This window comes from Sinorhizobium terangae (genome assembly GCF_009601505.1).
Taxonomy (GTDB): domain Bacteria; phylum Pseudomonadota; class Alphaproteobacteria; order Rhizobiales; family Rhizobiaceae; genus Sinorhizobium; species Sinorhizobium terangae.
The window spans coordinates 43,265-68,381 of sequence record NZ_WITC01000124.1; the positions used below are offsets into that span (position 1 = coordinate 43,265).

At 62.7% G+C, this 25,117-nt stretch carries 27 protein-coding genes, 1 tRNA gene and 1 pseudogene; 11 read left to right on the forward strand and 18 right to left on the reverse strand.

What is annotated here, in order from left to right:
• The first annotated feature begins 131 nt into the window (after nt 1-131).
• Nucleotides 132-461, forward strand: coding sequence for a DUF6665 family protein (locus tag GHK62_RS29395; RefSeq protein ID WP_153442472.1), 330 nt, complete (start codon nt 132-134; stop codon nt 459-461).
• A gap of 5 nt (nt 462-466) precedes the next feature.
• Here the strand turns inward: GHK62_RS29395 and GHK62_RS29400 are convergent, their stop codons facing one another.
• A complete protein-coding gene (locus GHK62_RS29400; protein ID WP_153442473.1) occupies nt 467-1,519 on the reverse strand; it encodes a hypothetical protein in 1,053 nt (350 codons plus the stop codon).
• Between the two features lie 230 nt (nt 1,520-1,749).
• The gene (locus GHK62_RS29405) at nt 1,750-2,202 is read right to left on the reverse strand and encodes a BA14K family protein (protein ID WP_153442474.1); all 453 of its coding nucleotides are present in this window, start codon (nt 2,200-2,202) and stop codon (nt 1,750-1,752) included.
• A gap of 337 nt (nt 2,203-2,539) precedes the next feature.
• Between GHK62_RS29405 and GHK62_RS29410 the strand changes: the two genes are divergently transcribed.
• Nucleotides 2,540-2,624 (forward strand) — tRNA-Leu (locus GHK62_RS29410).
• Nucleotides 2,625-2,790: 166 nt separating this feature from the next.
• Here GHK62_RS29410 and GHK62_RS35095 read toward each other — a convergent pair.
• The 3 genes and pseudogenes from GHK62_RS35095 to GHK62_RS29425 form a co-directional block, all read right to left on the reverse strand.
• Nucleotides 2,791-4,855, reverse strand: a pseudogene (locus GHK62_RS35095) (adenylate/guanylate cyclase domain-containing protein).
• Between the two features lie 385 nt (nt 4,856-5,240).
• Entirely contained in the window at nt 5,241-7,208 is a 1,968-nt protein-coding gene (locus GHK62_RS29420) for an adenylate/guanylate cyclase domain-containing protein (RefSeq protein WP_153442475.1), read from the reverse strand.
• 187 nt (nt 7,209-7,395) lie between these two features.
• Nucleotides 7,396-7,722 carry a hypothetical protein gene (locus tag GHK62_RS29425; RefSeq protein ID WP_153442476.1) on the reverse strand — a complete coding sequence of 109 codons (327 nt, stop codon included), beginning with the start codon at nt 7,720-7,722 and terminating at the stop codon, nt 7,396-7,398.
• A gap of 128 nt (nt 7,723-7,850) precedes the next feature.
• Here GHK62_RS29425 and GHK62_RS29430 point away from each other — a divergent pair, with 128 nt between their 5' ends.
• Nucleotides 7,851-8,477: a ribonuclease D gene (locus tag GHK62_RS29430; protein WP_153442477.1), complete on the forward strand. Its 627-nt coding sequence runs from the start codon at nt 7,851-7,853 to the stop codon at nt 8,475-8,477.
• A 3-nt stretch (nt 8,478-8,480) separates the two neighbouring features.
• Here GHK62_RS29430 and GHK62_RS29435 read toward each other — a convergent pair whose 3' ends face one another.
• Together GHK62_RS29435 and GHK62_RS29440 are read right to left on the reverse strand one after the other, a co-directional pair.
• Complete coding sequence (locus GHK62_RS29435) at nt 8,481-8,852, reverse strand: YqaA family protein (RefSeq protein ID WP_327790991.1); 372 nt, start codon at nt 8,850-8,852, stop codon at nt 8,481-8,483.
• A gap of 56 nt (nt 8,853-8,908) precedes the next feature.
• On the reverse strand, nt 8,909-9,190 hold the full coding sequence (locus tag GHK62_RS29440; protein WP_153442478.1) for an Rdx family protein: 282 nt from the start codon (nt 9,188-9,190) through the stop codon (nt 8,909-8,911).
• Nucleotides 9,191-9,377: 187 nt separating this feature from the next.
• Between GHK62_RS29440 and GHK62_RS29445 the strand changes: the two genes are divergently transcribed.
• Nucleotides 9,378-9,833, forward strand: coding sequence for a DoxX family protein (locus GHK62_RS29445; RefSeq protein WP_153442479.1), 456 nt, complete (start codon nt 9,378-9,380; stop codon nt 9,831-9,833).
• A gap of 51 nt (nt 9,834-9,884) precedes the next feature.
• Here the strand turns inward: GHK62_RS29445 and rnk are convergent, their stop codons facing one another.
• Nucleotides 9,885-10,280 (reverse strand): nucleoside diphosphate kinase regulator, encoded by a 396-nt coding sequence (gene rnk / locus GHK62_RS29450; RefSeq protein WP_153442602.1) that lies wholly within the window; start codon nt 10,278-10,280, stop codon nt 9,885-9,887.
• Nucleotides 10,281-10,741: 461 nt separating this feature from the next.
• Here rnk and GHK62_RS29455 point away from each other — a divergent pair, with 461 nt between their 5' ends.
• Genes GHK62_RS29455 through GHK62_RS29465 form a run of 3 tightly spaced genes read left to right on the forward strand, consistent with a single transcriptional unit; the run spans nt 10,742 to nt 12,314 of the window.
• On the forward strand, nt 10,742-11,233 hold the full coding sequence (locus GHK62_RS29455; RefSeq protein ID WP_153442480.1) for a GFA family protein: 492 nt from the start codon (nt 10,742-10,744) through the stop codon (nt 11,231-11,233).
• On the forward strand, nt 11,230-11,778 hold the full coding sequence (locus GHK62_RS29460; RefSeq protein WP_153442481.1) for a sugar O-acetyltransferase: 549 nt from the start codon (nt 11,230-11,232) through the stop codon (nt 11,776-11,778). Before GHK62_RS29455 ends, GHK62_RS29460 begins: the two co-directional genes overlap by 4 nt.
• 35 nt (nt 11,779-11,813) lie before the next feature.
• Nucleotides 11,814-12,314: a GNAT family N-acetyltransferase gene (locus GHK62_RS29465; protein ID WP_153442482.1), complete on the forward strand. Its 501-nt coding sequence runs from the start codon at nt 11,814-11,816 to the stop codon at nt 12,312-12,314.
• Between the two features lie 10 nt (nt 12,315-12,324).
• On the opposite strand, the gene GHK62_RS29470 is transcribed toward GHK62_RS29465, so the two are convergent.
• Genes GHK62_RS29470 through GHK62_RS29485 form a run of 4 tightly spaced genes read right to left on the reverse strand, consistent with a single transcriptional unit; the run spans nt 12,325 to nt 16,082 of the window.
• A complete protein-coding gene (locus GHK62_RS29470) occupies nt 12,325-12,624 on the reverse strand; it encodes a CcdB family protein (RefSeq protein WP_153442483.1) in 300 nt (99 codons plus the stop codon).
• Nucleotides 12,624-12,857: a type II toxin-antitoxin system CcdA family antitoxin gene (locus GHK62_RS29475; protein ID WP_153442484.1), complete on the reverse strand. Its 234-nt coding sequence runs from the start codon at nt 12,855-12,857 to the stop codon at nt 12,624-12,626. Before GHK62_RS29475 ends, GHK62_RS29470 begins: the two co-directional genes overlap by 1 nt.
• Before the next feature lie 56 nt (nt 12,858-12,913).
• Nucleotides 12,914-14,740 (reverse strand): translation elongation factor 4, encoded by a 1,827-nt coding sequence (lepA, locus tag GHK62_RS29480; RefSeq protein ID WP_153442485.1) that lies wholly within the window; start codon nt 14,738-14,740, stop codon nt 12,914-12,916.
• Nucleotides 14,741-14,798: 58 nt separating this feature from the next.
• Nucleotides 14,799-16,082: an MFS transporter gene (locus tag GHK62_RS29485; RefSeq protein ID WP_153442486.1), complete on the reverse strand. Its 1,284-nt coding sequence runs from the start codon at nt 16,080-16,082 to the stop codon at nt 14,799-14,801.
• Between the two features lie 182 nt (nt 16,083-16,264).
• Here GHK62_RS29485 and GHK62_RS29490 point away from each other — a divergent pair, with 182 nt between their 5' ends.
• Both GHK62_RS29490 and GHK62_RS29495 read left to right on the forward strand, forming a co-directional pair.
• On the forward strand, nt 16,265-16,843 hold the full coding sequence (locus tag GHK62_RS29490) for a helix-turn-helix domain-containing protein (RefSeq protein ID WP_184108405.1): 579 nt from the start codon (nt 16,265-16,267) through the stop codon (nt 16,841-16,843).
• Nucleotides 16,844-16,845: 2 nt separating this feature from the next.
• On the forward strand, nt 16,846-17,373 hold the full coding sequence (locus GHK62_RS29495) for a GNAT family N-acetyltransferase (RefSeq protein WP_153442488.1): 528 nt from the start codon (nt 16,846-16,848) through the stop codon (nt 17,371-17,373).
• A 43-nt stretch (nt 17,374-17,416) separates the two neighbouring features.
• Here GHK62_RS29495 and GHK62_RS29500 read toward each other — a convergent pair whose 3' ends face one another.
• The gene (locus tag GHK62_RS29500; RefSeq protein WP_153442489.1) at nt 17,417-18,055 is read right to left on the reverse strand and encodes an exopolysaccharide biosynthesis protein; all 639 of its coding nucleotides are present in this window, start codon (nt 18,053-18,055) and stop codon (nt 17,417-17,419) included.
• Nucleotides 18,056-18,387: 332 nt separating this feature from the next.
• Between GHK62_RS29500 and GHK62_RS29505 the strand changes: the two genes are divergently transcribed.
• Entirely contained in the window at nt 18,388-19,053 is a 666-nt protein-coding gene (locus GHK62_RS29505; RefSeq protein ID WP_153442603.1) for a YiaD family glycine zipper/OmpA-like lipoprotein, read from the forward strand.
• Between the two features lie 125 nt (nt 19,054-19,178).
• Here GHK62_RS29505 and GHK62_RS29510 read toward each other — a convergent pair whose 3' ends face one another.
• From GHK62_RS29510 to epmA, 5 genes are all read right to left on the reverse strand, one after another.
• Complete coding sequence (locus GHK62_RS29510) at nt 19,179-20,627, reverse strand: MFS transporter (protein WP_153442490.1); 1,449 nt, start codon at nt 20,625-20,627, stop codon at nt 19,179-19,181.
• A gap of 27 nt (nt 20,628-20,654) precedes the next feature.
• Entirely contained in the window at nt 20,655-21,542 is an 888-nt protein-coding gene (gene sigJ / locus GHK62_RS29515; RefSeq protein ID WP_153442491.1) for an RNA polymerase sigma factor SigJ, read from the reverse strand.
• A gap of 1 nt (nt 21,543) precedes the next feature.
• A complete protein-coding gene (locus GHK62_RS29520; protein WP_153442492.1) occupies nt 21,544-21,975 on the reverse strand; it encodes a carboxymuconolactone decarboxylase family protein in 432 nt (143 codons plus the stop codon).
• A gap of 90 nt (nt 21,976-22,065) precedes the next feature.
• On the reverse strand, nt 22,066-23,118 hold the full coding sequence (locus GHK62_RS29525; RefSeq protein ID WP_153442493.1) for a lysine-2,3-aminomutase-like protein: 1,053 nt from the start codon (nt 23,116-23,118) through the stop codon (nt 22,066-22,068).
• Nucleotides 23,115-24,167, reverse strand: coding sequence for an EF-P lysine aminoacylase EpmA (epmA, locus tag GHK62_RS29530; RefSeq protein ID WP_153442494.1), 1,053 nt, complete (start codon nt 24,165-24,167; stop codon nt 23,115-23,117). The genes GHK62_RS29525 and epmA overlap by 4 nt, the downstream gene beginning before the upstream one ends.
• A 176-nt stretch (nt 24,168-24,343) precedes the next feature.
• Here epmA and efp point away from each other — a divergent pair, with 176 nt between their 5' ends.
• A complete protein-coding gene (efp, locus tag GHK62_RS29535) occupies nt 24,344-24,913 on the forward strand; it encodes an elongation factor P (RefSeq protein WP_153442495.1) in 570 nt (189 codons plus the stop codon).
• The last annotated feature ends 204 nt before the right edge of the window (nt 24,914-25,117 follow it).

Sequence of the window (25,117 nt, forward strand, 5' to 3'; positions counted from 1 at the left end):
TCCTGCCCCTGCAGCGCCGCGCGTCCAATCGGACACGCAAGGTCGCTGCAGCACTTTGAATTGCTGCATGATTTTGCCCTTGGATCGACTCCGATTTAAGGAATCATGCCGTCGCTTTCACGGAGCTGCCGATGACATTTCGACCGCCGCAATCGCTGGGCCGCTTTGATACAAGGAGCGGCGTGAATGTGCTCGAATATGAGCTGATGGCGGAGCGTGCGGACGCGCTCGGTCGAAATGGCTTGAAGGTCGAAAGCGCAATTGCGGCGCTCAATCGGTTCGACAGGAGCAAGGACGGACCGGCCGTCCGTGAGCGCCTTCTCGACGAGGCGGCGGACGCTGTCTGGGCCTTCCTCATTCAGCGCGAGATATGCGGCCTGCGCGACAGTCGCGACGCTGTCCGCCGCTATGGCATTCCAAAGGAGGTCATGGCCCGCCTCGGAATCGTCAGAAAGCGATAATCAGCCTACTGCTGTGATCCAGCCAGCTTGCGCCTGATGAAGTCGTAGATGCCATCTTCGTCGACGTGAAGAACGAAGAGATCGCGTGCCTCGTCTGCCTGCTTCTCGGCCTGCTTTTCGCCGTCCTCATGGATCGCCGCCATCAGGCTCGCCTCTTCCTTGGTGATGCCGGCGTTGTCACGCTCACTGCCTCGGCTTTCCGAGGCAGTCTGCTCGTTGTCGCGGTCATCGTTCCGCGCCTGCGTTTCCGCGACCTCGGCGCCGGCGGCGAGAACGGTCAGCATCTCGGCTGCATCGATGCCTTCTTCCTCGGGCGCTGCCTTTCCGGCGTCGGTATCGGCGGCGACCTCGTTCCGCTTCCTTACGGCTTCATGCAGTTCCTTGACGTCGTCGAGCTTGTCCCTGGCTTCGAGCGCGCGGATCGTCTTCTCGCGCTCGGCATGGGTCTCCGCATCCTTGACGCGAGTCGGATCGCTCTCCGTCCGTTCGAGTTTCAGTTCCTCGAGCGATTTCGGATTGGCGGCATCCTCCAGCCGTTGCAGCACCTTTGCCGTTTCGACGGCGTTGAGCCCGCCATCCTGCGCCTTCGTTTGCAGCGCCGCTTCAAGCTTGTCGTCTTCCGTGCCGTAGGGGTTCTTGATCGCGGCAAGGACTTCCGAGAGCGAAAGGTCGAGCGCATCGAGGCCGAGCGTCTTCTCGACCATGCGGATCCGTTCTGGCTCCAGACTGGAGAGAGCCTCTTCGAGCTGACGCCCGTAGGCGTAGGCCGATTGGCCATCCGCTCGCTCCAGGCCGACGAGCTCGCCGAGCTTGCCGGTCAGTTCGAGCTTGAGCTCCGTGACATCGAGCACGGCGCGATTGAAAAAGTGGTTGTTGATCTTGTCGTTGGCGGCCTTCTGTGCCTCGTCCGACTTGATCCGCGCCTTGAGGATCTTGTCCTCCTTGGTCGCTTTCGCCTTTTCCTCTTCCTCCGCGCGGCGTTTTTCGATGTCCTCGATGATCGAGCCCACGAGGGTGGTCGAGACGGTCGCGCTTGCCTGCTGGGTCGGAAGCAGCATCGTTTCAATCCGCCATCTGATTGTACCGGTCTGAAACGATAGGCGGCCGAGGTTAACTGCGCCTTAATGATGCCGAGGTTGCCTGCCTTCCGAAGATACGGCGAACATCTTCGCCGTATCTGTGCGAGCGCAGTCCTTCTGCGATGCGCGACGCGGCAGCTTGCCCAGTCGCAGCTTCAAAAACCAAGGAAGCTCGGCGGAAGTGCCGCCGCGCCTCGTTCGAGCGGGCCCTACCAGCCGCGGATCATGACGCCCCCGTAATAGCCCGGTCGGTAGTACCGATGGCCGTAACCGGGGCCATAGTACCGGTACGGATAGTAGCCGCGATAATACCGATAGGGATAGTAACCGGGGTAATAGCCCGGGCCGTAATAGCGGGTCCCGTAATAATATCGGTTCCCATAGTAGTAGGGCCCCGGATAGTATCCGACACCCGGCCCGAAATAGAAGCTGATTCCGGCCCGGCGATAGCCGGGATGGTAGCCCGGCCAGCCACCATAGTAGCCGCCCCGCCAGCGCGGATAATAGCCCCAGCCGCGATGGGTGACGGTCTGGACATCTGCGGGTGGCCCGATTGCTATATCGAGCACCGGACGCGGCATGGCCTGGGCAGGCGCGACAGGGGGAATCATGGAGGCGGCCGCCAGCGCGCAGCTCATAACGAAATTCCGAAATCCCGTCATTTTTTCCTCACTTTCCGAAAGACGTGCTTTCCGGTTTGTCCCCGCTCCATAGACGTTTGTTTTGGTTGGTTTATTCCATGACGTCGGGTCGCGCGCCGCGTGCTCAGCCAAAGGATTTCCGCGCCGATCAGCCGTCGGAGGAAGCATGCGCCTCTCCGGCACTCATGTCACTGAAATTCTTGCCCTATCCTTGCGCGCTGGACTGCTCCGACTGGACCGGCGGAAGGCGGGGCACGACGAAGCGGAGCCACTCTCCGGTGCTTTTTCGTGATCCGACACGAAAACTTCAAAATGCCTGTTGACACTTCGGCCCGGGCCTTTTACATGCCGGTCCGTCGCCCAGATGGCGGAATTGGTAGACGCGCAGGTTTCAGGTACCTGTGCCGCGAGGCGTGGAGGTTCGAGTCCTCTTCTGGGCACCAAATTCCGATTTCAGACTGCCTCGCGCGGTCGTGAAACGCAAAAAAGAGCCCGGCCCGCCGGGCTTTTTTGTTGTCTGGCGTGTTGTGGTGGCCTTGCGCGGCCTTCATTTGAAGCCATCGCGGCCCACGCGAAGACGCCTGGCGGGCATGGGAGCTGTTCACCGCTCTATAATCTCAGGAGCCACGCCTCTACCTTCCCTTTGCCCTTGACTTCGATTGTGCCGCGCGGCTCGAAGACGAACTGGCCTTTGAGCTTTTCGTAGACCGCGCGCGTAACCTGGATCGAGTTGGGAATGCCGCCTGTTTCCATCCGGCTCGCGAGGTTCACGGTGTCGCCCCAAAGATCGTAGATGTATTTGCTCTTGCCGATAACGCCGGCCACGACAGGGCCGGTGTTGATGCCCACCCTGATGCTGAGCGAGGCGTTGTGTTCCAGCGCGTGCTCGCGGGTAATGTGTACCATGCGGATGGCCATGCGAACCATGCGCTCGGCGTGGTCGGCCGTGGGAACGGGTAGGCCGCACACCGCCATATAGGCATCGCCCACCGTCTTGATCTTCTCGACGCCGAGATCTTGAGCAGAAGCGTCGAAGCGGGTGAAGAGACCGTTGAGCAGGGTCACGACATCCTGCGGCGGCATATCAGACGTCAGCTCCGTGAAGCCGACGATATCAGCAAAAGCGACAGTGACCTCCGCAAAGCCATCGGCGATCCCCACCTCACCACTGCGGAGCCGGTTGGCGATCGGTGCCGGTAGCACGTTCAGCAGCAGCTGCTCGTTCTCGCGATTCTTCTCCTCGATCGCGACGTTCTTCAGTCGAATATCCTCGACCATGCCATTGAAGGCGGAGCAAAGCTGGCCGATCTCGTCGCCCGTGCGGACCGGGACGCTGGCTCCGTAGTCGCCGGCGGCGAAGCGTTTCACCCCTGCGGTGAGCTCGCGTAGTGGCTGAAGCAGCGCATGCGAAAGCCACGCGGCCGCGACTGCCACCACCAGCGCCGCCAGTCCTCCGACCACCATCAGATCCCGGCGCAGCCGATCGATCGGCGCAAAGGCTTCGGCGCTGTCGATCTTGGCGACAAGCCCCCACTTGACGTCGTGAATTGCGAGTGGCCCCCATGAAGCGAGCGTCGGAACGCCACGGTAGCCGATGATCTCGCCAGTACCCTCGACGCCGGCCAGTGCCGCCCTAGTGGCCTGGGTGTCGATGCGCTGATGCAGCACGGGCGTCCCGTAGCGCCGGATGGCCGACATCTCGCTCTCCGGGCTGCCTACGGCGCGGAGTTCGGCGAAGTAGCCGTCGAGATTCTCGTAGAACGCGCGTGGGGCCGAGCGAACCAGATAGTCCGGCCCGACGAGATATGCCTCGCCCGTGTTGCCAAATCCGTCCTGCCGCCAGCGGCGGCCGCCGGTAACGACGTTGTCGATCTCCTCATTCGACAGTTGCGCGATCAGCACGCCGATGACGACGCCCTTGTCGATAATCGGCGCGCCCATGAAGGCGATTGGTGCGCCGCCTGACGGCTCATACGGCGCGAAATCCGCAAGGCAGACAGCCGACTGGTCGGGGGCCAGCGAGCAGCGGGCGACCGCGGCTGCAACGTTTGAGCGGCGGTACGGACCGAACTGGAGGGATGTGGTGAAGTCCGTCTCCTTCTGGACGGTGTAGATCAGCCGGCCCGATTTGGGGTCGGCCACCATGAAGTCGAAGAATCCGACCGTTGTGGCAGCCGCCCGCATCAGCGGATGATAGATGGCGTGCAGCCGGCTGTATTCGCTGCCGTCACCGGCGTCGTCGAGAAGCCCGCGCCGTTCGGCCGGGTTCGGATTGGCCACGATGTAGTGGTACTGCAGATAGTGAGGGGCTCCGCCGACCGGCAAGTAGTCCGACAGGGCCGGTTCCCTGCCCAAGATGCTCGTCATTTGCGGAATGAAATTCTCGGCATACCAGTCGCTCACCTTCCGGTCCATTTCGGGGTGATATGCCTGCCCGGTCGAGTTGTTCGACCGCGATCCGGAACTCGCGAGTTGATTCGACCACCATCTTCGAGGTGGCAAGGAGGCGCAATTCGGCCTGGATGGTGCGGAAGTAGGTCTCGATCTGGCGCGCTTTGGTCTGGCGGGCGGTCGTGAGCTGATCGAAGATTGCCTGCTCGAGGGCATCGCGGGCGCGGAAGTATCCGAGCACGGCCGTCAGCAGAACCGCGACCGCACCAAGCAGGACGAGAATCGCGCGGGGCGCGGTGTGCCGGTCACACCTTTGAAAGACATCATCGACCTCTAATCCACACGCGAGGTTTTTTGGGCAGGCAGCACCGGCGATGACAGCGTTTGGTCAGGTCGTTGCAGGTAACGTCTGCCACCGATGACAGAGTACTGAAGTCGCGGCCCGATGGCAGTACATTTTCAGGTCGACAGGGGCCTACATGAACAGGGTTGCCAACTCCGCCCTTTCAATCTGACGCGGTCACGCAAGTGCCCGATCTCTCACGCGCGAACGTCTGCACTGTACTGAATTCGCCATTTGGGGCCGATTGCGCCAAACAGCTGCTCACGCGTGCGGCTGGAATCCAGCACCCCCCGAGTCGATGCAGCCAGCCAAGGACGACCAACGCCTACGCCGCCGTTCCGGTTTGCGCTTCGTCCATTTTCACTTCGGCGACAGGGCCCGCTGCCAGGACCTCGTAGATGTCCAAGGCAGTTGCCCGCCCCTTGGCCTGTGCCGAGCCGAGTGGACGGAATGTGATGACGTCCCGACATTGTGCCACGACCGCGCCGCTCGCCATGATCGTCGTGCCGTAATTCTTGTTCATGCCTTCAAGCCGCGAGGCGACATTCACCGTGTCGCCCATCGCCGTATATTGCAGCCGCTCCTTCGCGCCGACGCTGCCGACGACGGCGGTGCCGGTATGAATGCCGAAACGGGTGCGGAATTCCGGAAGGCCCTTGGCCTTCTGCTTTTCGTTGAATGCCTGCAGCCTCTCCTCGACGGCGAGAGCGCAGCGACAGGCGTGTTCGGCGTGGCGTTCGTCGGCGATCGGCGCGTTCCACATGGCGAAGACCGAGTCGCCGAGGAACTGGATGATGGTGCCGTTGTGGGCATGCACTGTTTCGCTGAAAATGTCGAAATATTCCGAAAGCATCGCCACCACCTCCTCCGGCGCGTGGCGCTCGCTGATCGTGGTGAAATCGTAGATGTCCGTGAAAAGCGCCGTCACTTCCTGACGCCAGGCGGCGCGGCCGCCGAATTGCCCGGACTCGATGCCTCGGCGCACCAGTTCCTTGGGCACGTAGAGTGCGAAGGTGAAGATCGCGTCGCGGGCCTTGTTCATCGCGCCATTGAGCGTCGAGATCTCCGTGACGTGCGACGGCACGTCGATCGGCGTGGTGAAGTCGAGATCCTGCAGCCGGTTGGCGCTGGCGGTCAGCTGGTGCAGGGACTTCGTGATCAGATGCGCGAGAACGAGAGCGCTGAGGACGGCAAGCACCACGACGGCACCCGAAACCGCGAGGCCCTGGAGCAGGGCGGTGTTGGCCGTCGCCATCAGCTCGTCGAGAGGGGCGGCGACGACGACCCGATGTCCGGAAAGCAGCAGGGCCGATGCCAGCGGCGTCACCACCACGAGATAGGTGCGATCGCCGACATCGACGAAGCTTGCCTTGCCCGGGGGAGGCGGATTGAGCCGGATGCTTTCGATGAGGGGATCGTTTTGCGGCGCAGCGACCGGGTCATACTTCTGTTTTGCCGCCATGATACGCCGCATCATGGCGGGATCGGAGTGGATGATCGGCCGCCCGACTGCGTCGAGAATGAACGAAACGGAGCCGTCGGTGAGCCGCTCGCGCGACAGGAAGTCGGTGATCGTGTCGAGAACGACGTCGGCGCCGATGACGATCTTTCCGTTCCCGTGATGGGCTTGCGATATCGTCATTCCGAGCTTGCCGGTCGTGGCCATTTCGTAAGGCCCGGTCGGTACGGGAACTTTCCCGTCGACGGCTGCCTGATACCAGGGGCGGGTTTGCGGGTCGAAGCCAGTCGGCGTTGACCGGCGTTCGGCGAATTGTATGCCGGCTGCATCTAGAAACAGGACGCGGTTGACGGGCTTTCCTTCGGCGTCCTTTTCCATGGAGCGCACGGCAAGCGTCGCGCCGCGCGGCGCATCGAGCGCCATGCGCCACGCCGGCATCGCCAGATCGACGACCTGGAAGAACGTGCCATCTGGATAGCCGACATAGATGCCATCGATATGCGGAGACCGCATGATGCCTTCGCGCATGATCGCGATCTTGTCGTTCAGGCGCTCCGGGGGAGGCACGAGGAAGGAATTCGCCACCGACGCCACAAGGCTGACCAATGCCGAGGTGTCGCCGGAAAGGACCCCGAGCCGGTCGACGAGTCGACCGACAAAGGCGCGCATGTTCGTTTCGGCATCTTCGATCGCGGCATCGCGCGAGCGACGGTAATCAAGGCCGACCAGCGTTGCGGATACCACGATGAGCATGGCAACCATCACGAGGGCAAACAGGGATCGGAGAGAATGCGTCCAGATCGCGGGGTGCCTGTTCTCGTCGGAGCCGCGCATGCGTTTTCCCGTTTGTGAGTTCGCCGTCAATCTGCAGCATTGCACGGCGTTTGCATAGAACTTGTTAATTGGCGAGCCGGGGAGCTAAGGAGGTCCTCGGCCCGCTCCATAAAGCGTAAGCTATTGCTTACGGTCGTCGGGCGCCACGTGAGCTTGCCTGCGGCCGCCTAAAGCAGAATCCGCCCGGCTAATAGTTCAAGCCGCGCTTTTGCCGTTCGAGCGAGGGTGGCAGTCGACTTCCCCTGAAGACCGGACCATCACCCTCGCGGCATTTGTAGACCGTGTCGTAGCCCGGCCCACGCGAGGACTCGAACGGCGCCCAGCGGTCGACGAAGACCTGCTCGCAAGCCACCCTCGGCGGATCCTGCAACGGATCCTCGGCCCGGACGCCCGGAAGGTCATTATAGGCTTGAGCAAACTGCGGCGCGCCTTCTGTCGCAAGCGCAGCGCCTGTCGAGATCTCCAGGAGGAAGGCAGTGGAGGCAGGCACCAGGACGGATCGAAGCGAAATCATGCTCTCGGGCTTTCTGAGGAGGGGATCGGCAGGACCGGACGGGAAATGTACGGTATTGCCTCCGGCAAACTTGCGCTATAGGCCAACTGTGTTCCAATTCACTTGACTGGTTGATCTGGGGATTTTCGATGGCGAATGCAATACGGTTCCACGAAGGCGATATTTCCGCGGCCGATGCGGCCCGCTACACCGGCGCGATCGCCATCGACACGGAAACGCTCGGCCTCATCCCCCGCCGCGACCGGTTGTGCGTGGTGCAGCTGTCGCCAGGTGACGGTACCGCCGACGTGATCCGCATCGCCGCCGGTCAGAAAGAAGCGCCGAACCTCGTTGCGATGCTCGCCGATCCGGCGCGCCTGAAGATCTTCCACTTCGGCCGCTTCGATATCGCCGTGCTCTTCCACACTTTCGGGGTGACGACGACGCCCGTCTTCTGCACCAAGATCGCTTCACGGCTGACGCGCACCTATACCGACCGGCATGGGCTGAAGGATAATCTCAAGGAATTGCTCGACATCGACATTTCCAAGCAGCAGCAGTCCTCGGATTGGGCGGCCGATATTCTTTCACCGGCCCAGCTGGAATATGCCGCTTCCGACGTGCTTCACCTGCATGCGCTGCGCGACAAGTTGACGGCACGCCTCCTGCGCGATGGCCGCATGGAGCATGCCGAGGCCTGCTTCGCCTTCCTGCCGACACGCGCGAAGCTCGATCTGCTCGGCTGGGAAGAAACGGACATTTTTGCGCATAGCTGATGTTCACGGTATCAGCCACAGGACGGCGGCATAGCGCGCCGCCTTGCCGAGCGTCACGAAGATCAGAAACAGCGTGAGCGGCGTCTTCAGCAGCCCGGCGACAAGCGTCAGCGGATCGCCGACGACCGGCAGCCAGGAAAAAAGCAGGACGGGCCGGCCATAGCGCTGGAACAGCGCTTCGGCCTTCCGCCGCGCGGGCGGCGATACCGGAAACCAGCGGCGGTCCGCGAAACGGATGAGAAAGCGGCCGAGCGCGAAGTTTAGGACGGCGCCAAGCACGTTGCCCGCGGTCGCCGCCAGTAAGAGCGCTGTGCGGCTTGTCTCGCCGGCAAGCGCCGCCGCGACGACCGCCGCTTCCGAAAGGCCGAAGAGCAAGGTCGCCGACAGGAAGGCCGCGGCAAAGACGCCGGAGAGGATACCGAAGTCCAGGCTCAACTCCTGTCGACATGGCCGAGATCGCGGTCGGGCTCGATCACGTCGCGGATACGCTGCTTCAGCTGCTTCGGCCCGGGGAAGCCGCCGTCGCGCTTGCGCTCCCAGACGAGCTCGCCATCGACGCGGATCTCGAAATTGCCGCCCGTGCCGGGGATCAGCGCGACTTCGCCGAGCGCATCGCCAAAGGTCGACAGCAGCTCCTGCGCCATCCAGCCGGCGCGCAGCAGCCAGTTGCATTGGGTGCAGTAAAGGATCGTGACGCGAGGCTTTTCGCTCATCTCATGCTTCCTGTTTTGCATTGGATTTCAAACATATCGGCGCGCCGGGGTCGCAACAACCGGGCTTTCACGCACAGATCACATACATGTCAACTTTGATAGTCATGTTTTTATCGGAGGGAGCCTTGAATTGTGAACGGCGCTTGGCAAGAGAATTGCTGCAGTGCAACCGATTCCAGAGGAAATCATGACCGACACCACCGCCACGACCGACCGCCCGCGTGCGATCCTGCCGGCACTCGAAAAGATCTATCTGCCGCTCGACACCTTCGCCGAAACGCTGCTGCGCGTGCTCGCGGGTGCGCTGCTCGTCACCCACGGTTACGGCAAGATCATCAATCCCTTCGGTGCCGTCGGCATGGTGGAAGGCCTTGGCTTCTATCCCGGCGTCTTCTGGTCGCCGCTCCTCTCCGCCACCGAATTCTTCGGCGGCATCTTCATCGCCATCGGCTTTCTGACCCGCCCCGCCGCTTTCGCGGCCACCATCGTGCTGCTGGTCACCGTCTATTTCCATGGCATCGTGCAGGGCCAGGGCCTCGGCGGCGCCGAGAAATCGATCCTTTGGGCTGCAATCACCTTCTTCTTTGCCGTTCGTGGCGCCAACAGCCAGTCGGTGGACGCCAAGCTTGGCAAGCAGTTCTGATCCTTAGACGCGGCCGCTCGCCGGCCGCGTCACTCCTCATCACGATCAACATTATCGGGCGACGCTGCGGATCGTCATGCGATGCGCCTTTCCCGCCCGGTCGAGCCAGTCGATCGACTGTCCGACGGAAAGGCCGATCAGCGCCGCGCCGATCGGCGTCAGCACCGAAATTTTGCCCGCTTCGATATCGGCCTCGCCGGGATAGACCAGCGTCACTTCCTTGGCAAAGCCATTGTCGGCGTCGAAGGCGACGATCGAGCCCATCTGCACGCTGTCCATCGGCAAGTCATATGTAGCGACGCGTGCCCGTTCGAGTTCCGAAAGCAGCGCCTCGGCGACATCGGGTATGCGGTCGAGCACCGACGAAGCGAGCGCAGTAAGGCGCGCGTGGTCCTCGGCATTGATGATGATTGGTGGAAGTTTCGTGCGGGTTGCTTTATCCGCCATGATGAGATCCGTGCTTGGGCGCATGGTCGCCTCCACCACCTGTTTCCTCGAAGAGAAATACATGCGGCAATTCAATTGCTGCAGCGTTTTGCGCCCTCTGACGAGGCCCGCGGCGCTACAGAGGCGCCATGATCGCGATTGTTCCTATGAAATGTTTTGCGCTCGCCGCACTCCGGTCTGTGGAATGGCCGCAGACGGTCTCAATGCGAAAGGCTCCCCTTCCCCGGAGAGCGCACGCATCCGGGCCGGGGTCATGTTCCTGCGATAGGGCAGACCCGGAAAGAACAGCGGAAATGGATCGCAAGCGTCGGCATGGACCAAAGGTCGGAAAGTTCGCCGGCGAAGTCAAGGCCGCCATTCGCCTCTTGAACAGTGGCGGCGGCCGTGGTCAATCTAGCCCGCGGCGGTCGCCTCTCCGGCCGTCCGTCGTGCGGCAACGCAATCTCGGAGGAGGTTTGGTCATGAGCGAAGCGATTGAGGGCGGATGCTTTTGCGGTCGCATCCGTTATCGGCTGAAGGCGCGGCCGATGTTTGTCCACTGTTGCCATTGCAGCGATTGCCAGCGGCAGGTGGGAAGCGCTTTCGCGATCAACGGCATCATCGAGGCGGAAAACGTCGAAATGCTCAAGGGCGAGCCCGTGATGGTCTCACTGTCGACCGACAGCGGCCGCCCGCACGACGTCTATCGCTGTGCCGACTGCCAGTCAGCGCTCTGGAGCGACTATGGCCGCCGCAACTGGCTGACCTTCGTCCGCATCGCAACGCTCGACCGGCCATCGGATTTTCCGCCGGACGTGCACATCTATACGCGCTCGAAACTCGACTGGGTGGCGTTGCCGGCGGGCGCCAAGGCATTCGAGGAATATTACGACATGCAGGCGCTGTGGCCGAAGGAGAGCCTGGAGCGGCGCGATCGCGCCTATGCCAAGTCGAAAGGACAGGCGCGCCCATGACGGGAAGCGAGCGTGAAAAAATGGCGGCGGGCGAGTGGTACCGCTGCCTCGATCCGGAACTCGACCAATTGCGTGATCGAGCGCGCAAGGCGGTTCACCAGCACAATACGCTCACGCCGGACGAGCGCGGCAGTCTGGCCCCGGCCTTGAGGGAGCTCTTTGCCGCCGCTGCCGCCGACGCCTTCGTCGAGGCGCCGTTCCATTGTTCCTACGGCATCAACATTGAACTCGGCGCCCGCGTCTACCTGAACGCCGGCTGCACCATCCTCGACAGCGCGCCCGTCGTCATCGGCACCGATACGATGCTGGGACCGGGCGTGCACATCTATTGCGCCGAACACCACAAGGACCCGGCGTTGCGCCGCGAGGGGTTGGAAACCGCCCGCCCCGTGACGATCGGCGAAAACGTCTGGATCGGCGGCGGCGCGATCATTCTCGCCGGAGTGACGATCGGTGACGGCGCGATCGTCGGATCGGGCGCGGTGGTGACGCGGGATGTGGCGCCGGGTACGACGGTGGTGGGGAATCCGGCGCGGGTTCGGTAGTCACGCTCGAAGGAAAGAACAGGGGACTTTTGTCAATGACAGATAACGTGGCGATAAATGTCCGTCCGGCGCATGCCGACGACATTCCGACGCTCCGCGCCTTTCTGAACGAGATCATCCGGATCGGCGGCACCACCGCCCACGAAACGCCGTTTACCGACGAGAGCTTCGCCGCGCATTTTCTGACCTGTCCCGGCTTCGTCAGCTGTTATGTCGCCGAGGATGCGGATGGCCGGGCTTGCGCCTTTCAGGGATTGGAGCGCTGGGCCGGGCTTCCGGATGGCTGGGTGGATATCGGAACTTTTGCCCGGCCACATGCGAAGGTTCGTGGCGCCGGAATGGCGCTCTTTACTGCCACCAAGGCATATGCGCGCGCCGCCGGCTTCCAGGCGATCAATGCCACGATTCGCGCGGATAACATCGGTGGCTTGGCCTATTACGGCAAGATGGGCTTTATCGATTACAAGGTCGACAAGGCGGTGCCGCTGCAGGATGGTCGGCCGGTCGATCGTAGTTCGAAGTGCTATTTGCTGTAGCGAGGTCGTATCAGAAGCCTTGTAATACAAAATCCGTGGCCGTGACGATATCGTCGCGCTGGCTCGATAGGTCTGTGACCATGTCGCCGAGTTCGCTCAAGTGTATTGCGGCCATGAGATGGATCGCAATGACGTAATTTTTATCGTCGATTTTCGTGCTCGAGTTAAGGCGTGACATCACCTGATCGAATTCGGATGCCGGAATGAGCGGCGCCATGATCCTCGTGTTCAATGCCTCGAACAGATCGGCTTGCAGGTCGACCACCAATGTGTCGCCCTGCTTCAAACGATAGACATGGAAGCGGGCCATTAGAACTGCCGATGTTTCGCCAGCGGCAGGCCCCGCTTTTCGACCAAGGCGTTGGCATCGGTGATCGCCTTCGCGTTCTCAATACGCCAGAGCTTTTCTCGTTCGGTCTTGATCGCTTGCGCGATGCCTTCTTCCGCCGCGCGCGAAACGTTGATTTTCAGATCGCGCGCCTTTGAAAGCAAATCGCCGTCCAGCGAGAGATTGGTTGGCCGTCTTGCGGTTGATCGTGTCATATTCGCCTCGATGAAGATGCGCACATTATATGCGCACCTTTACTGGAAGCAAACGATCACTCATCGCCCATCTTGAGCGCCGCGATAAATGCCTCCTGCGGAATCTCCACCTTGCCGAACTGGCGCATGCGCTTCTTGCCTTCCTTCTGCTTTTCCAGAAGCTTGCGCTTGCGGGTGGCGTCGCCGCCGTAGCACTTCGCCGTCACGTCCTTCCGGAGCGCCCTGACGGTCTCGCGGGCGATGATGCGGCCGCCGATTGCGGCCTGGATCGGGATCTGGAACATGTGCTGCGGGATCAGGTCCTTCAACTTCTCGCACATGACGCGACCGCGCTTTTCCGCGGCCGAGCGGTGGACGAGCATCGAAAGCGCATCGACCGGCTCGCCGTTGACGAGGATCGACATCTTGACGAGGTCGCTCTCGCGATAGTCCGAGAGGTTGTAGTCGAACGAGGCGTAGCCCTTGGAGATCGACTTCAGGCGATCGTAGAAATCGAAGACCACTTCGTTGAGCGGCAGGTCGTAGGTGAGCATCGCCCGGTTGCCGACATAGGTCAGTTCCGTCTGGATGCCGCGCCGGTCCTGGCAGAGTTTTAGGATGCCGCCGAGATATTCGTCCGGCGTCAGGATCGTCGCCCGGATCCAGGGCTCGCGGAATTCGGAGATCTTGACGACGTCCGGCATGTCGGCCGGGTTGTGCAGTTCCTTCTCGGTGCCGTCGGTCATCGTCAGCTGATAAACGACCGAGGGGGCGGTCGCGATGAGGTCGAGGTCGAACTCGCGCGACAGCCGTTCCTGGATGATTTCCAGATGCAGAAGCCCCAGGAAGCCGCAGCGGAAGCCGAAGCCGAGGGCGGCGGAGGATTCCATTTCGAACGAGAACGAGGCGTCGTTGAGCCTGAGCTTGCCCATGGCGCCGCGCAGTTCCTCGAAATCGGCGGCATCGACCGGGAATAGGCCGCAGAACACCACCGGCTGCGCCGGCTTGAAGCCCGGTAGCGCCTCCGACGTCGGGCGCTTGTCCTCGGTGATTGTATCGCCGACGCGGGTGTCGGCCACTTCCTTGATCGAGGCGGTGATGAAGCCGATCTCACCGGGCCCGAGCGAATCCATCGCGACCATCTTCGGCGTCAGCACGCCGACGCGCTCGATCGTGTATTTCGCCCCGGTGCCCATCATGCGGATGGTCTGGCCCTTGGTCAGCACGCCGTCGATGATACGCACGAGCACCATGACGCCGAGATAGGTGTCGTACCAGCTGTCGACGAGCAGCGCCTTCAGCGGCGCCTTCTCGCCGCCCGAACTCTTCGGGGCCGGCAGCTTCTGGACGATCGCCTCGAGCACGTCCGGGATGCCGAGGCCGGTCTTGGCCGAGATCAGCACGGCGTCGGAAGCGTCGATGCCGATCACTTCCTCGATCTGCTCCTTGATGCGCTCCGGTTCGGCCGCCGGCAGGTCGATCTTGTTGAGCACGGTGACGAGCTCGTGGTTGTTGTCGATCGCCTGGTAGACGTTGGCGAGCGTCTGGGCTTCGACACCCTGGCTGGCATCGACCACGAGCAGCGAACCCTCGCAGGCTGAAAGCGAGCGCGAGACTTCATAGGCGAAGTCGACGTGGCCGGGCGTGTCGATGAGGTTCAGCACATAGGTTTCGCCGTCATTGGCCTTGTAGTGCAGGCGCACGGTCTGGGCCTTGATCGTGATGCCGCGCTCGCGCTCGATATCCATGCTGTCCAGCACCTGCTCGGACATTTCGCGCTCGGCAAGACCACCGGTCGACTGGATCAGCCGGTCGGCGAGCGTCGATTTGCCGTGGTCGATATGGGCCACGATCGAGAAGTTGCGGATATGCGACAGGGGCGTCTTGGAAGATGTTGTGCTCATGGGCCGCATATAGCAGCGCGATCAGGCGGCGCAAAGCGGGAAATGAGGGCTTTGTTCACTATAGTCTCGTGCCCGCTGACACCTGCTCGGCCTGTGTTTCGATCTTGATCAACGCGCCGGCGTTCGGCACCTGCGCGCTCTTCAATTCGAAACTTTCGCAGAGCTGCGGTGGCACTCTCTCGCGGCTGCCAAGGCGGAAGAACACGAAGGCGGCATAAAGCAGCGCCACCGCCATGGCGGCGTAAATGAAGGTGCGCTGCCCCAGGACCGGCGTCAGCATGGTGACAAGCATCGGAACGATGGTCGCAGATGTCGACCAGGCAACGAGCATGGTGCTGGCGAGCGGCACGAAATCGGACGGGTCGGCGCGGTCGTTGGCATGCGCATTGGCGATCGAGTAGACCGTCTCGACCGCACCGGCGAAGAGCGCGAAGACCAGCATCAGCAGGATGAGGTTGGCGAAGGAGACGCTGAGCGCCGCAAGTCCGGCGGCGACGATCAGCGCGCAGGTGGCGATCAACACGACACGGCGATCGATCCGATCGGAAAGAGCGCCCATCGGATACTGGATGAACATCAGCCCGAACTGCATGACGAACATCAGCGCCGCCACGTCCTTCTGGCTGACGTCGTTGGCGGCGGCATAGATCGGCGTGAAGCCCTGCACGACCATCGAAAGCCCGCCGGCTGCAAGGATGCCGACGAAGGCGACGGGAGAATTTCGCCACGCCATCGGAATGTCGATGCTGACCTTGGCGGGCGCCGGCGGCGTCGGCAGGCGGGTGAGGCCGATCGGCAGGATCGCGATCGTTGTGAAGAAGATCGTGATGATCGGCGCAAGGTTGCCTTCCGCAGGGATCTGGCCGAAGAGCCAGGCGCCGGCGCCGAGGCCGATCACATAGGCCATGTAGAACAGCGCCATCGCCTTGCCGCGCCAGTGGTTTTCGCTGGCGTGGTTCAGCCAGCTCTGGCTGATGATGAAATTGGTATTGCCGGCCGCACCGTAGAGGCAGCGCGCGAACACCCAGAGCAGGGGATGGACGCCAAGGCTGATCAGCAGCGCAGCGAGGATCACGAGGGCCATTGAACAGGAGAACGCGCGGGCATGGCCGACACGGCGGATGAGCGGTCCGGCGATCACGCAGCCGACGAGCCCGCCGAAGGCAATGGCGGTCACGGCTGCGCCCGGAACCCAGTCCGGTGCCTCGGACCGTGTCAGCACGAAAGGCACATAGGCGAGCATCATGCCGTTGCCGATCGCGACCGCCGTCATCGAGACGACGATGCTGGCGATCGATAGAAGCGAGGAGGGAGATCTGTAACTGGCTTCCGCAACGTCCATGCTGCCCCCCTCGACAAGAAATTTCTAAACTATTGAAGAACAATGCGTTTGCGAATTACCGCTCGTCGGCAACCATAGCGCCGGACGCGCCGGCATGTTGTCGTCAAAGCGCCATCGGCAAAATTTATTTTGGAGGCCGGCGGCGTCTTGACTCCACTATATGAGAAATGCAATCTCAAATAATGGAATATCTCAACGACCCTCTCGAACGGGCCATCGGCGAACGGGTGCGGCAACTGCGAAGCGAGCAGGCGCTGACCCTCGACGATCTCGCCACGCGCTCGGGCGTCAGCCGGGCGATGATATCGCGCATCGAACGCGGCGAAACAAGCCCGACGGCGCAGCTTCTGGCAAAGCTTTGCAGCGCGCTCGGCACGACGCTTTCGGCGCTCTTCGCCTTCGACGTGAAGGATGCCTCACCGGTGGCGCGGCGCGCGGATCAGCGGCTCTGGCGCGATCCGGAAAGCGGATATTTGCGCCGGTCTGTCTCGCCGGAAGGGGTCGGCTCACCGGTCGATATCGTCCAGGTCGAGTTTCCGCCCCATGCTCGGGTCGTCTTCGAGCGCCAGCCGGCCGACCGCGGCATCACGCAGCACCTCTGGCTCTTTTCCGGCCGGCTCGAACTGACCATGGAGGGCGGATCCCATCTGCTCGAGGCGGGCGACTGCCTCTTCATGGGGCTGGAAGAGGCGCATGTCTTTCATAACCCTCATGACGAACCGGCACACTACGCCGTCATTCTCTGCCGCACCAAGGTCTAGCCATGTCTGAAATAAACATCCGCGTGCTCTGCGAAGAAGAAACCCGCGCCGCTCTGCCGGCGCTTGCCGAGATCCTTTCCGATTGCGTCGAGGGTGGCGCGTCGGTCGGCTTCATGCAGCCTTTCGCACCGAAGGATGCCTTGCCTTTCTGGGAGGCGGTTTGCGCCTCCGTCGCCCGAGGCGAAACGGTGCTGATTGCTGCCGATGTCGACGGCCGGGTCGTCGGTACAGTGCAACTCGGCATCGGGACCATGCCAAACCAGCCGCACCGCGCCGACATCAAGAAGCTGCTCGTCCACCGGGATGCCCGGGGCCTCGGTCTTGCGCGCCGGCTGATGGACAAAGCCGAAGCGGAAGCGGTGAAGCGCGGCCGCCGGGTGCTGGTGCTCGACACTGCCACCGGTGAGCCGGCGGAGGCGATCTATGACCGCTTCGGCTGGATGCGCGCCGGCGTCGTTCCCGACTATGCGCTGATGCCGGATGGCCGCTATTGCGACACGACCTTCTTCTACAAGCATCTCGCGCTTTAAGGCAGTTTCACGAGCCCGCCACCTGTATTCGGCGGTTTTCCGCTCACGAAACGAAGAAGTGAGAAAGGCCCTGACCGGCGGCAAGGGCCAGATAGGCGAGAACGGCGAAATAGATCGTCGTCGCGATAAGGAAAAGATAGCCCCCGGCCACCATCAGGCCGTCGCGCTGGATGATGCCCAGCGACAAGAGCAGGATCGCGATGCCGGGCAGCGTGTTCGACAGCGGAATAAGTCCGAGTGGAAACATCAGGAGCACACCGCCGGCCATGATCATCAGCCCGTTGAAGCGGTTCATGAATGCGCCTTGCGTGAGAAAGCTCAGCCTCGGCCGCACGAAACGGTCGAGCTTGGAGACGAATGCGGCTCCCTTTTTGAGCGTCGGCACGAGCTTCTCGGTTTCGATCTTTCGATCAAGGATGCGTTGCGGCAGCCAGGGAAGGCGATTGAGTGTGATTGCCAGCGAGATAAGGATGATTGCCGCGCCGAACACGGTGCTGACGCCCGGAATCGAAACCGGAATCAGGAACGGCAGCGTCAGAAGCGCGCAAAGGAGCAGAAAACCATGCTCGCCGATTCCGATCATAAGCTCGCGCAGCGTGATCGTATTGCCCTTGATCGAGGCGATCATGCCGTTCAGCGTGTCACTGAGACTGCGTTCCGTGTCGCCGAACTCGATCGCCATGCCGTTGTCCCCGCTTGTCTGACCCCTTACAGCGCCACGCGTCTTTCAGAGGCACAAAGGTCGCTGTAACACTCTCATCGGCTGCATGGGTTTGTCCTTAAGATGCCATGCAGCGGCCCCGTGTAGCACGGGCATGTGAAGGATCGGTTAGCGCGTGCTCTGGACAGCAATGTGGCGGCGATCGGCCGTTTCATCCGACTGCCGCGACCGTTGCCGCCGTGCAACATCAAAGGCTATTCCGACGGTTGCAGTGCTAACGGAATGGCTCTTCATCTTCCTGCCTTAATCGATAGTATGAAGCCCTTCGAGCACCAATGGGGACAATCGATTCGATGATCAAGAAATGCGCCATCCTGGCCATTGCGGCCGTCTATCTTTCCGGATGCACCACCACCGATCCCTATACGGGCGAGCAGAAGATGTCGAATACGGCGGGCGGTGCGCTGATCGGCGCGGGCCTTGGTGCCGCAACCGGTCTTCTGGTCGGCGGCAGCGCCGCGGGACGACGTGATGCCGCGCTTGTCGGCGCCGGCATCGGCGCGCTCGGCGGCGGTCTGGTCGGCAACTACATGGATCAGCAGGAAGCGGAGCTGCGTGCCCAGTTGCAGGGCACGGGCGTGTCGGTGACGCGTGCGGGTGACCGTATCATCCTCAACATGCCGTCGAACATCACCTTCGCGACCGACCGCGACCAGGTGATCCCGGACTTCTATTCGACGCTCGATTCGGTTGCGATCGTGTTGCGCAAGTTCAACCGCACGCTGATCGACGTCGACGGCCACACCGATTCGACCGGCAGCGCCGCCCACAACCAGGCTCTCTCCGAGCGCCGCGCGGCTTCGGTTGCCAACTATCTCGGCAGCCGCGGCATCGACCAGCGCCGCATTTCCACCATGGGCTACGGCATGGAGCGGCCGATCGCGTCGAACGCCACCGAGGCCGGCCGTGCGCAAAACCGCCGCGTCGAAATCTCGATCGCTCCGATCAAGCAGGGCTGATCGCAAGATCACGGATACGACAAGGGCCGCCGGCATGCCGCGCGGCCCTTTTCCTTTCGGGGATGCAGACCATCTTCGCCGAAGCCTCTCCCGGCGCGTCTGCAGTGCCGGCCGCGTTCCCGGCACTAATGCATGTCTTGGTTCTGCATATGTCGGTTGGGGCCTGCGCCAAGCGCCCTCCGGGCAGAGACGACGCCCGAAGCCGGCGCGAGTGCGAAGAGCCCAAAGAGCCAGATCGCTGCCGAGGTGGCGCCCGCCGCCGTGCCCTCGCCAATGCCGGCAAGGTTGGCCGTCATGCCGGCAAGTGCGGCGCCGAGAGATGCGGCGAAGAGCTGGATCGTGGTGATCGACGCTGCCGCCTTTTCCTCCTCGCCAGCGGGCGCTGCGGCATAGACCGCCGTGACGATGTGCGGCCACGCAACCCCGATGCCGAAGCCGACCGCAGCGATGCCGAGGCACAGCGGCACCGCGATCGCGGCGAATCCACCCGATATCATTGGCATGAAGGCGGCGATCGTCAGGAGACCGGCAAGGCCGAAGAACGGGCCGGCAGTAATCGTCTTGCGCGCGCGACTGCCTTCCCAATGGGCGCTTGTCATCGAGCCGGCCGTCCAGCCGAGCGCCATCAATGCGGCAATGTAACCGGCAGCGAGGGGAGATCGCCCGTGCAGTTCCTGCAATAGATAGGGAACGTAAATCTCCGGCTGCATGCCGATCATGGCCAGTGCAATGGTCGCATAGAGCGCCGCGAGCGGCGAGCGAGGGTTGAGAGCGCCCTGCGGCAACAGCCGCGCCGCCGCGCGGCGTTCGCCGGCGATGAGCATTGCGAAGAGAACGAGCGCGGCACTGACGCCGGCGATCTGTTCGGCGGTCGCCGTAAGGGTTCCGCTCACCGAGAGTACCAGGACGATGCCGATGAGAAGCGCAAGCTGCGTCAGCGGCAGTGGACCGCGCGCACCCGACGTCGTCCGCGGCAGGGTGGAGAGGGCGAGGGTCGCGAGCACTGCCGTCAGGGGCAGCAGCGACCAGAAGGCAGCCCGCCACGCGCCGTATTCGGCAAAGATGTCGCCGACGGCTGGGCCGACGAGCGTCGCCGTGCCCCAGGTGGCGGATATGAGCCCGATCGCGCGGGCCCAGAGCGCGGCCGGGAAGACCATGCGGATGACGCCATAGGCGAGTGCGTAGAGAAGCCCGCCGCCGAAGCCCTGGATTGCGCGGCCGGCAAGCAGCAGGGCCATGCCGGGTGCGACGGCGCAGGTGAGCGAGCCCAGTCCGAAAACCAGCGCAGCGACGGCATAGGCGCCCCCGGCACCGGCCCGACCGAGCAGCCGCGCCGAGAGCGCCGCACCGAGAATGGACGCGGCAACGAAAAGCGTCGTGCTCCAGGCATAATAGCCGAGCCCGCCGATGTCCCGCACGATGGATGGCATGACGGTCGTGACGATATAGATGTTGAGCGCGTGCAACGCGACGCCGCCGCTGAGCACAAGCGAATGGATGGCATTACCGCCGAAGAAAAGGGTGAGCCAGCCGGCATCGGACGCGGCCGCGGCGTTCTTGGTCTTGTCGAGCATGTTGAGCCTCGTTGATCCGCGACCGTCTCAATGGACGGCTGCGTCGTCAAGATGAGCGAGCTTGTCCGGATTGCGGACGATGAAGATATCGGCCACCCGGTCGTCGTGGTCGTAGCCGAAGGAAACCGTTGCGGCGATGTCGCCATCGCTCCTGAGGACGATGCCTCGTCCGCCATTGAGCTCGGCGGTTTCCCACTGGTAGTGCGACCAGTATTCGGTCAGGCGCTCGGCAATGAAGGCCATGACGGTCTCCTTGCCGGCAACGATGCCGAGCACGGTCGCGGCCTTGCCGCCACCATCGGCGGTGAGCTTCACGTCGGCCGACAGCAGCGCTGAAAGGCCGGCAATGTTGCCGCCGTGAATGGCGTTGTGGAAGGCGGCAAGCAGTTCCTCCTGCCGTTCGCGCGGTGTCGCATGTCTGGTCCGGACCACACCGATGTTGGATTTCGCGCGTGAGACCAGCTTGCGTGTGGCTGCCTCCTGCATGTCGAGCGTTTCGGCGATCTCGTCATAGGGCTGGCCGAAAATCTCATGCAGCAGATAGGCAGCGCGTTCCTTGGGCGTCAGCCGCTCGAGCATCAGCAGGAATGCGGTCGTGAGGGAGGAGGTGAGCGCAAGCTTCTCCTCCACATTGTCGTCGCTTGCGGTGTGGATCGGTTCCGGCAGCCACGCGCCGACATAGTCGACGCGTTTGCGATGCGCGGATTTGAGCAGATCGAGGCAACGGCGCGTGCAGGCGGTGGTGAGCCAGGCGGCCGGATTTTCGACCGCGGAAAGATCGGTCGCCTGCCATTTCAGAAACGTGTCCTGCACAGCATCCTCGGCATCCGCACGCGAACCCAGAATGCGGTAGGCGAGGCCGAGGAGGCGCGGTTGCGCCTCCTCGAACATGCGGCCCTTGTCGTTGCGAACCATGTCAGTGCCTCGAAATCTGGATGCGGTTCCAAAGGTTGATCATTGCCACGGTCGAGGTGATGACGCTGATCTCGTTGTCGCTGAAGTGCTCGCGAAGCCGGGCACGGAGACTGGCGAAATCCGTCCGGGGTTCGAGTTCCGTCAAGGCCTCGGTCCAGGCGAGGGCGGCCTTTTCACGCTCGGAGAAATCGCCGACCTGGTCCCAGACGATAATGCGGTCGAGCCGTTCGCTCGTCTCGCCGTCGGCACGGGCTTCCTTCGTATGCATCTTCACGCAGAAGCCGCAACGGTTGATCTGCGAGGCACGCAGCTGCACGAGGTGGTGGATCGTCCGGTCGAGGCCGTGGCTGTCCATTTTGGTGTGCACGCCGGCAAGCGCGTCGAGCACATCCGGGATTTCCTGTTCGTAACGCACGGCTTTCATATCGGTCATGGTCTGTCTCCATTGAGGTCAATTGAAGCTTTCGACCAGTTGACGATTGACCGTCGGCGCCTGTGACGTGCGCTGCGAATTTTTCGGAAGTCAGCCGCCGGGCGGATAGGCGTGCTCGTTTCCGCGGAAATCGGTGATGGTGTAGCAGCCGCCCCCTTCCGCAGCGATCGTGCTTGCGCTGATGACGGCCTTGCCGTGACCGCCGGGGATGTCGAGGATATAGGTCGGCTGGCAGAGGCCGGAAACGCGGCCGCGAAGCGCGGCGACGAGTTTCTGTCCCTCCTCGATCGACAACCGGAAATGGCCGGTGCCGGGCGCGAGATCGGGGTGATGCAGGTAATAGGGCTTGATCCGTGTTTCGACGAAGGCGCGCATCAGTTCCGCAAGCACGTTCGCATCGTCGTTGACGCCCTTGAGCAGCACCGACTGGCTGACCATGACGATGCCCGCGTCGATGAGGCGGGCCGAAGCGGCGCGCGCCTCGGGCGTCAGCTCGCGCGGGTGGTTAGCATGAAGTGCCACATAGGTCGCCTTGCCGCTCGCCTTCAACGCCGCGATAAGGGCCGCATCGACGCGCTCCGGTTCGACGACGGGCACGCGTGTGTGGAAGCGGACGATCTTGAGATGCTCGATCGCGCCGAGCCGCTCCATGATTTCGCCGAGCCGGCGGGGCGAAAGAACCAGCGGATCGCCGCCGGTGAGGATCACTTCCCAGATTTCCGAATGGTGCGCAATGTAAGCGATCGCGGCGTCGAGCTCGGCAGGCGTCAACGTGCCGAGCCCCTGCGGCCCGACCATTTCGCGACGGAAACAGAAGCGGCAATAGACGGGGCACACATGCACCGCCTTGAGCAGCACGCGGTCGGGATAGCGGTGGACGATCCCGGTAACCGGGCTGTGCGAACCGTCGCCAATCGGATCGGCGCGCTCTTCCGGCGTGAGCGTCAGCTCGGCCGCGTTCGGCACGAATTGCCGGGCGATCGGGTCGTCCTGGTCCTGGCGGTCGATGAGATCCGCAATGGCCGGGCTGATCGAAACGGCATAGCGCGACGCCACGCGGAAAACCGCCTCCTCGTCCGTCGGCGCGACAAGACCGGCATCGACGAGCTCGCGCGCCGTTCTGATGGAGCGCTGTGCAGTCATGCGCTTGCCTCCGCGACCGGCGCCCACAGCACCTGATCGATGCGCGAAGCCCCCGTCGCCAGCATCACCAGGCGATCGAAGCCGAGCGCGATGCCACTCGCCTCGGGCATGATTGCGAGAGCCGACAGGAAGTCTTCGTCGAGCGGATAGGTTTCGCCATAAACGCGCGCCTTTTCCGCCATTTCGAGTTCGAAGCGGCGGCGCTGCTCCGCTGCATCGGTCAGTTCGCCGAAGGCATTGGCAAGCTCGACGCCGCAGGCATAGAGCTCGAAACGTTCGGCAACGCGGCGGTCTCGCGCGGTCGGTCTGGCGAGCGCCGCCTCGGCTGTCGGATATTCGTCGAGGATCGTCGGCCGGCCGAAACCGAGATTTGGCTCGACCTTTTCCACGAGCACGCGGCTGAAGAGGTCAGCCCAGGTGTCATCGTCGGCGACGCGCAAGCCCGAAACCCTCATGGCCGCGGCCAGCCGGTGGCGATCCGTCGCCCCGTCCTCGGCGATAGAGGCGAGCAGGTCGATGCCCGCAAAGCGCTCGAAGGCTTCGGCCAACGAAAGCCGCTCCGGTTCAAGAAACGGGTCGGTGGTCCTGCCCTGGTAAGAGAGGGAGCGTGTGCCGGTCGTCTCGGCGGCAAGTGCGAGGATTTCGGCGCAGTCGCGCATCAGCGCCTCGTAGCTCTCGCCGGCGCGATACCATTCGAGCATGGTGAATTCGGGATGGTGCAGCGGCCCGCGCTCCCGGTTGCGGTAGACATGGGCAAAACAGGCGATGCGCTTTTCGCCCGCGGCAAGCAATTTCTTGCAGGCGAATTCCGGCGAGGTGTGAAGATAAAGCGGTTGGGCGGAGCCGTCGTGGCCGAGCGCCTGCGTTGCAAAGGCATGCAGATGGGCTTCGTTGCCCGGAGATACCTGAAGGCTCGCCGTATCGACCTCGGTGAAATCCCGCTCGTCGAAGTAACGCCGCAATGCCGATTGGATGCGGTTGCGCCCGATCAGAAACGGGCGCCGATCGGCATGGACATCCGGTGTCCACCAGGGAGAAGCATGCGGCATGATCGGTCTGTCCAAACTTTCTTCGCGTGCCAAGTTTCTTCGCGAGAGAGCCGGCGCAGGCTGGCTATTTGCGCGAATTTAGGGTAGTTGCGGCGCGAAATCCTAGTTTTCGCGTCCTGCAGGGCCGGGTTTCCCGGCTCGCCGTGTCGCGCATACCTCTGTTACAAGGAAGACTAATGGTCAAGGTCATCGCTTCTTCTGTCCGCAAGGGCAACGTTCTCGACGTCGACGGCAAGCTGTATGTCGTGCTTACCGCACAGAACTTCCACCCGGGCAAGGGCACGCCGGTCACGCAGGTCGACATGCGCCGCATTTCCGATGGCGTGAAGGTTTCCGAGCGCTACCGCACGACCGAGCAGGTCGAGCGCGCTTTCGTCGAAGACCGCGAACACACGTTTCTCTATGAAGACGGCGAAGGGTTCCACTTCATGAACCCGGAAAGCTATGACCAGCTCGTCATGTCGGCTGAAGACATCGGCGACCAGAAGGCCTATCTCCAGGAAGGCATGGCCGTGATGCTGTCGATCCACGAAGGTGTTGCGATCGCCATCGACCTGCCGCGGCACGTCATCCTCGAGATCACCGAGACCGAACCGGTGGTCAAGGGCCAGACGGCGTCGTCCTCCTACAAGCCGGCGCTTCTCTCGAATGGCGTGCGCACCTCCGTGCCGCCGCACATCCAGGCCGGCACCCGCGTCGTCATCGCGACGGAAGACGGATCCTATGTCGAACGCGCCAAGGACTGATTGAGAAACCCGCATGGGAAATCAAACGGGGACGGTTGTCGCTGACTGCCGTCCCCGTTTTCGATTCACATTCGGCTGCCTATACCTGCAAATAGGGGGCGCATTTTGTGAAGCCGGTGCTAGGATGCCGCCGTCCGAAGCGGGGCGCGACGCAAAGTGGCTTGCCAACTGCGTCCTTTCTCATCTCGGCGATCCTGTCACGCG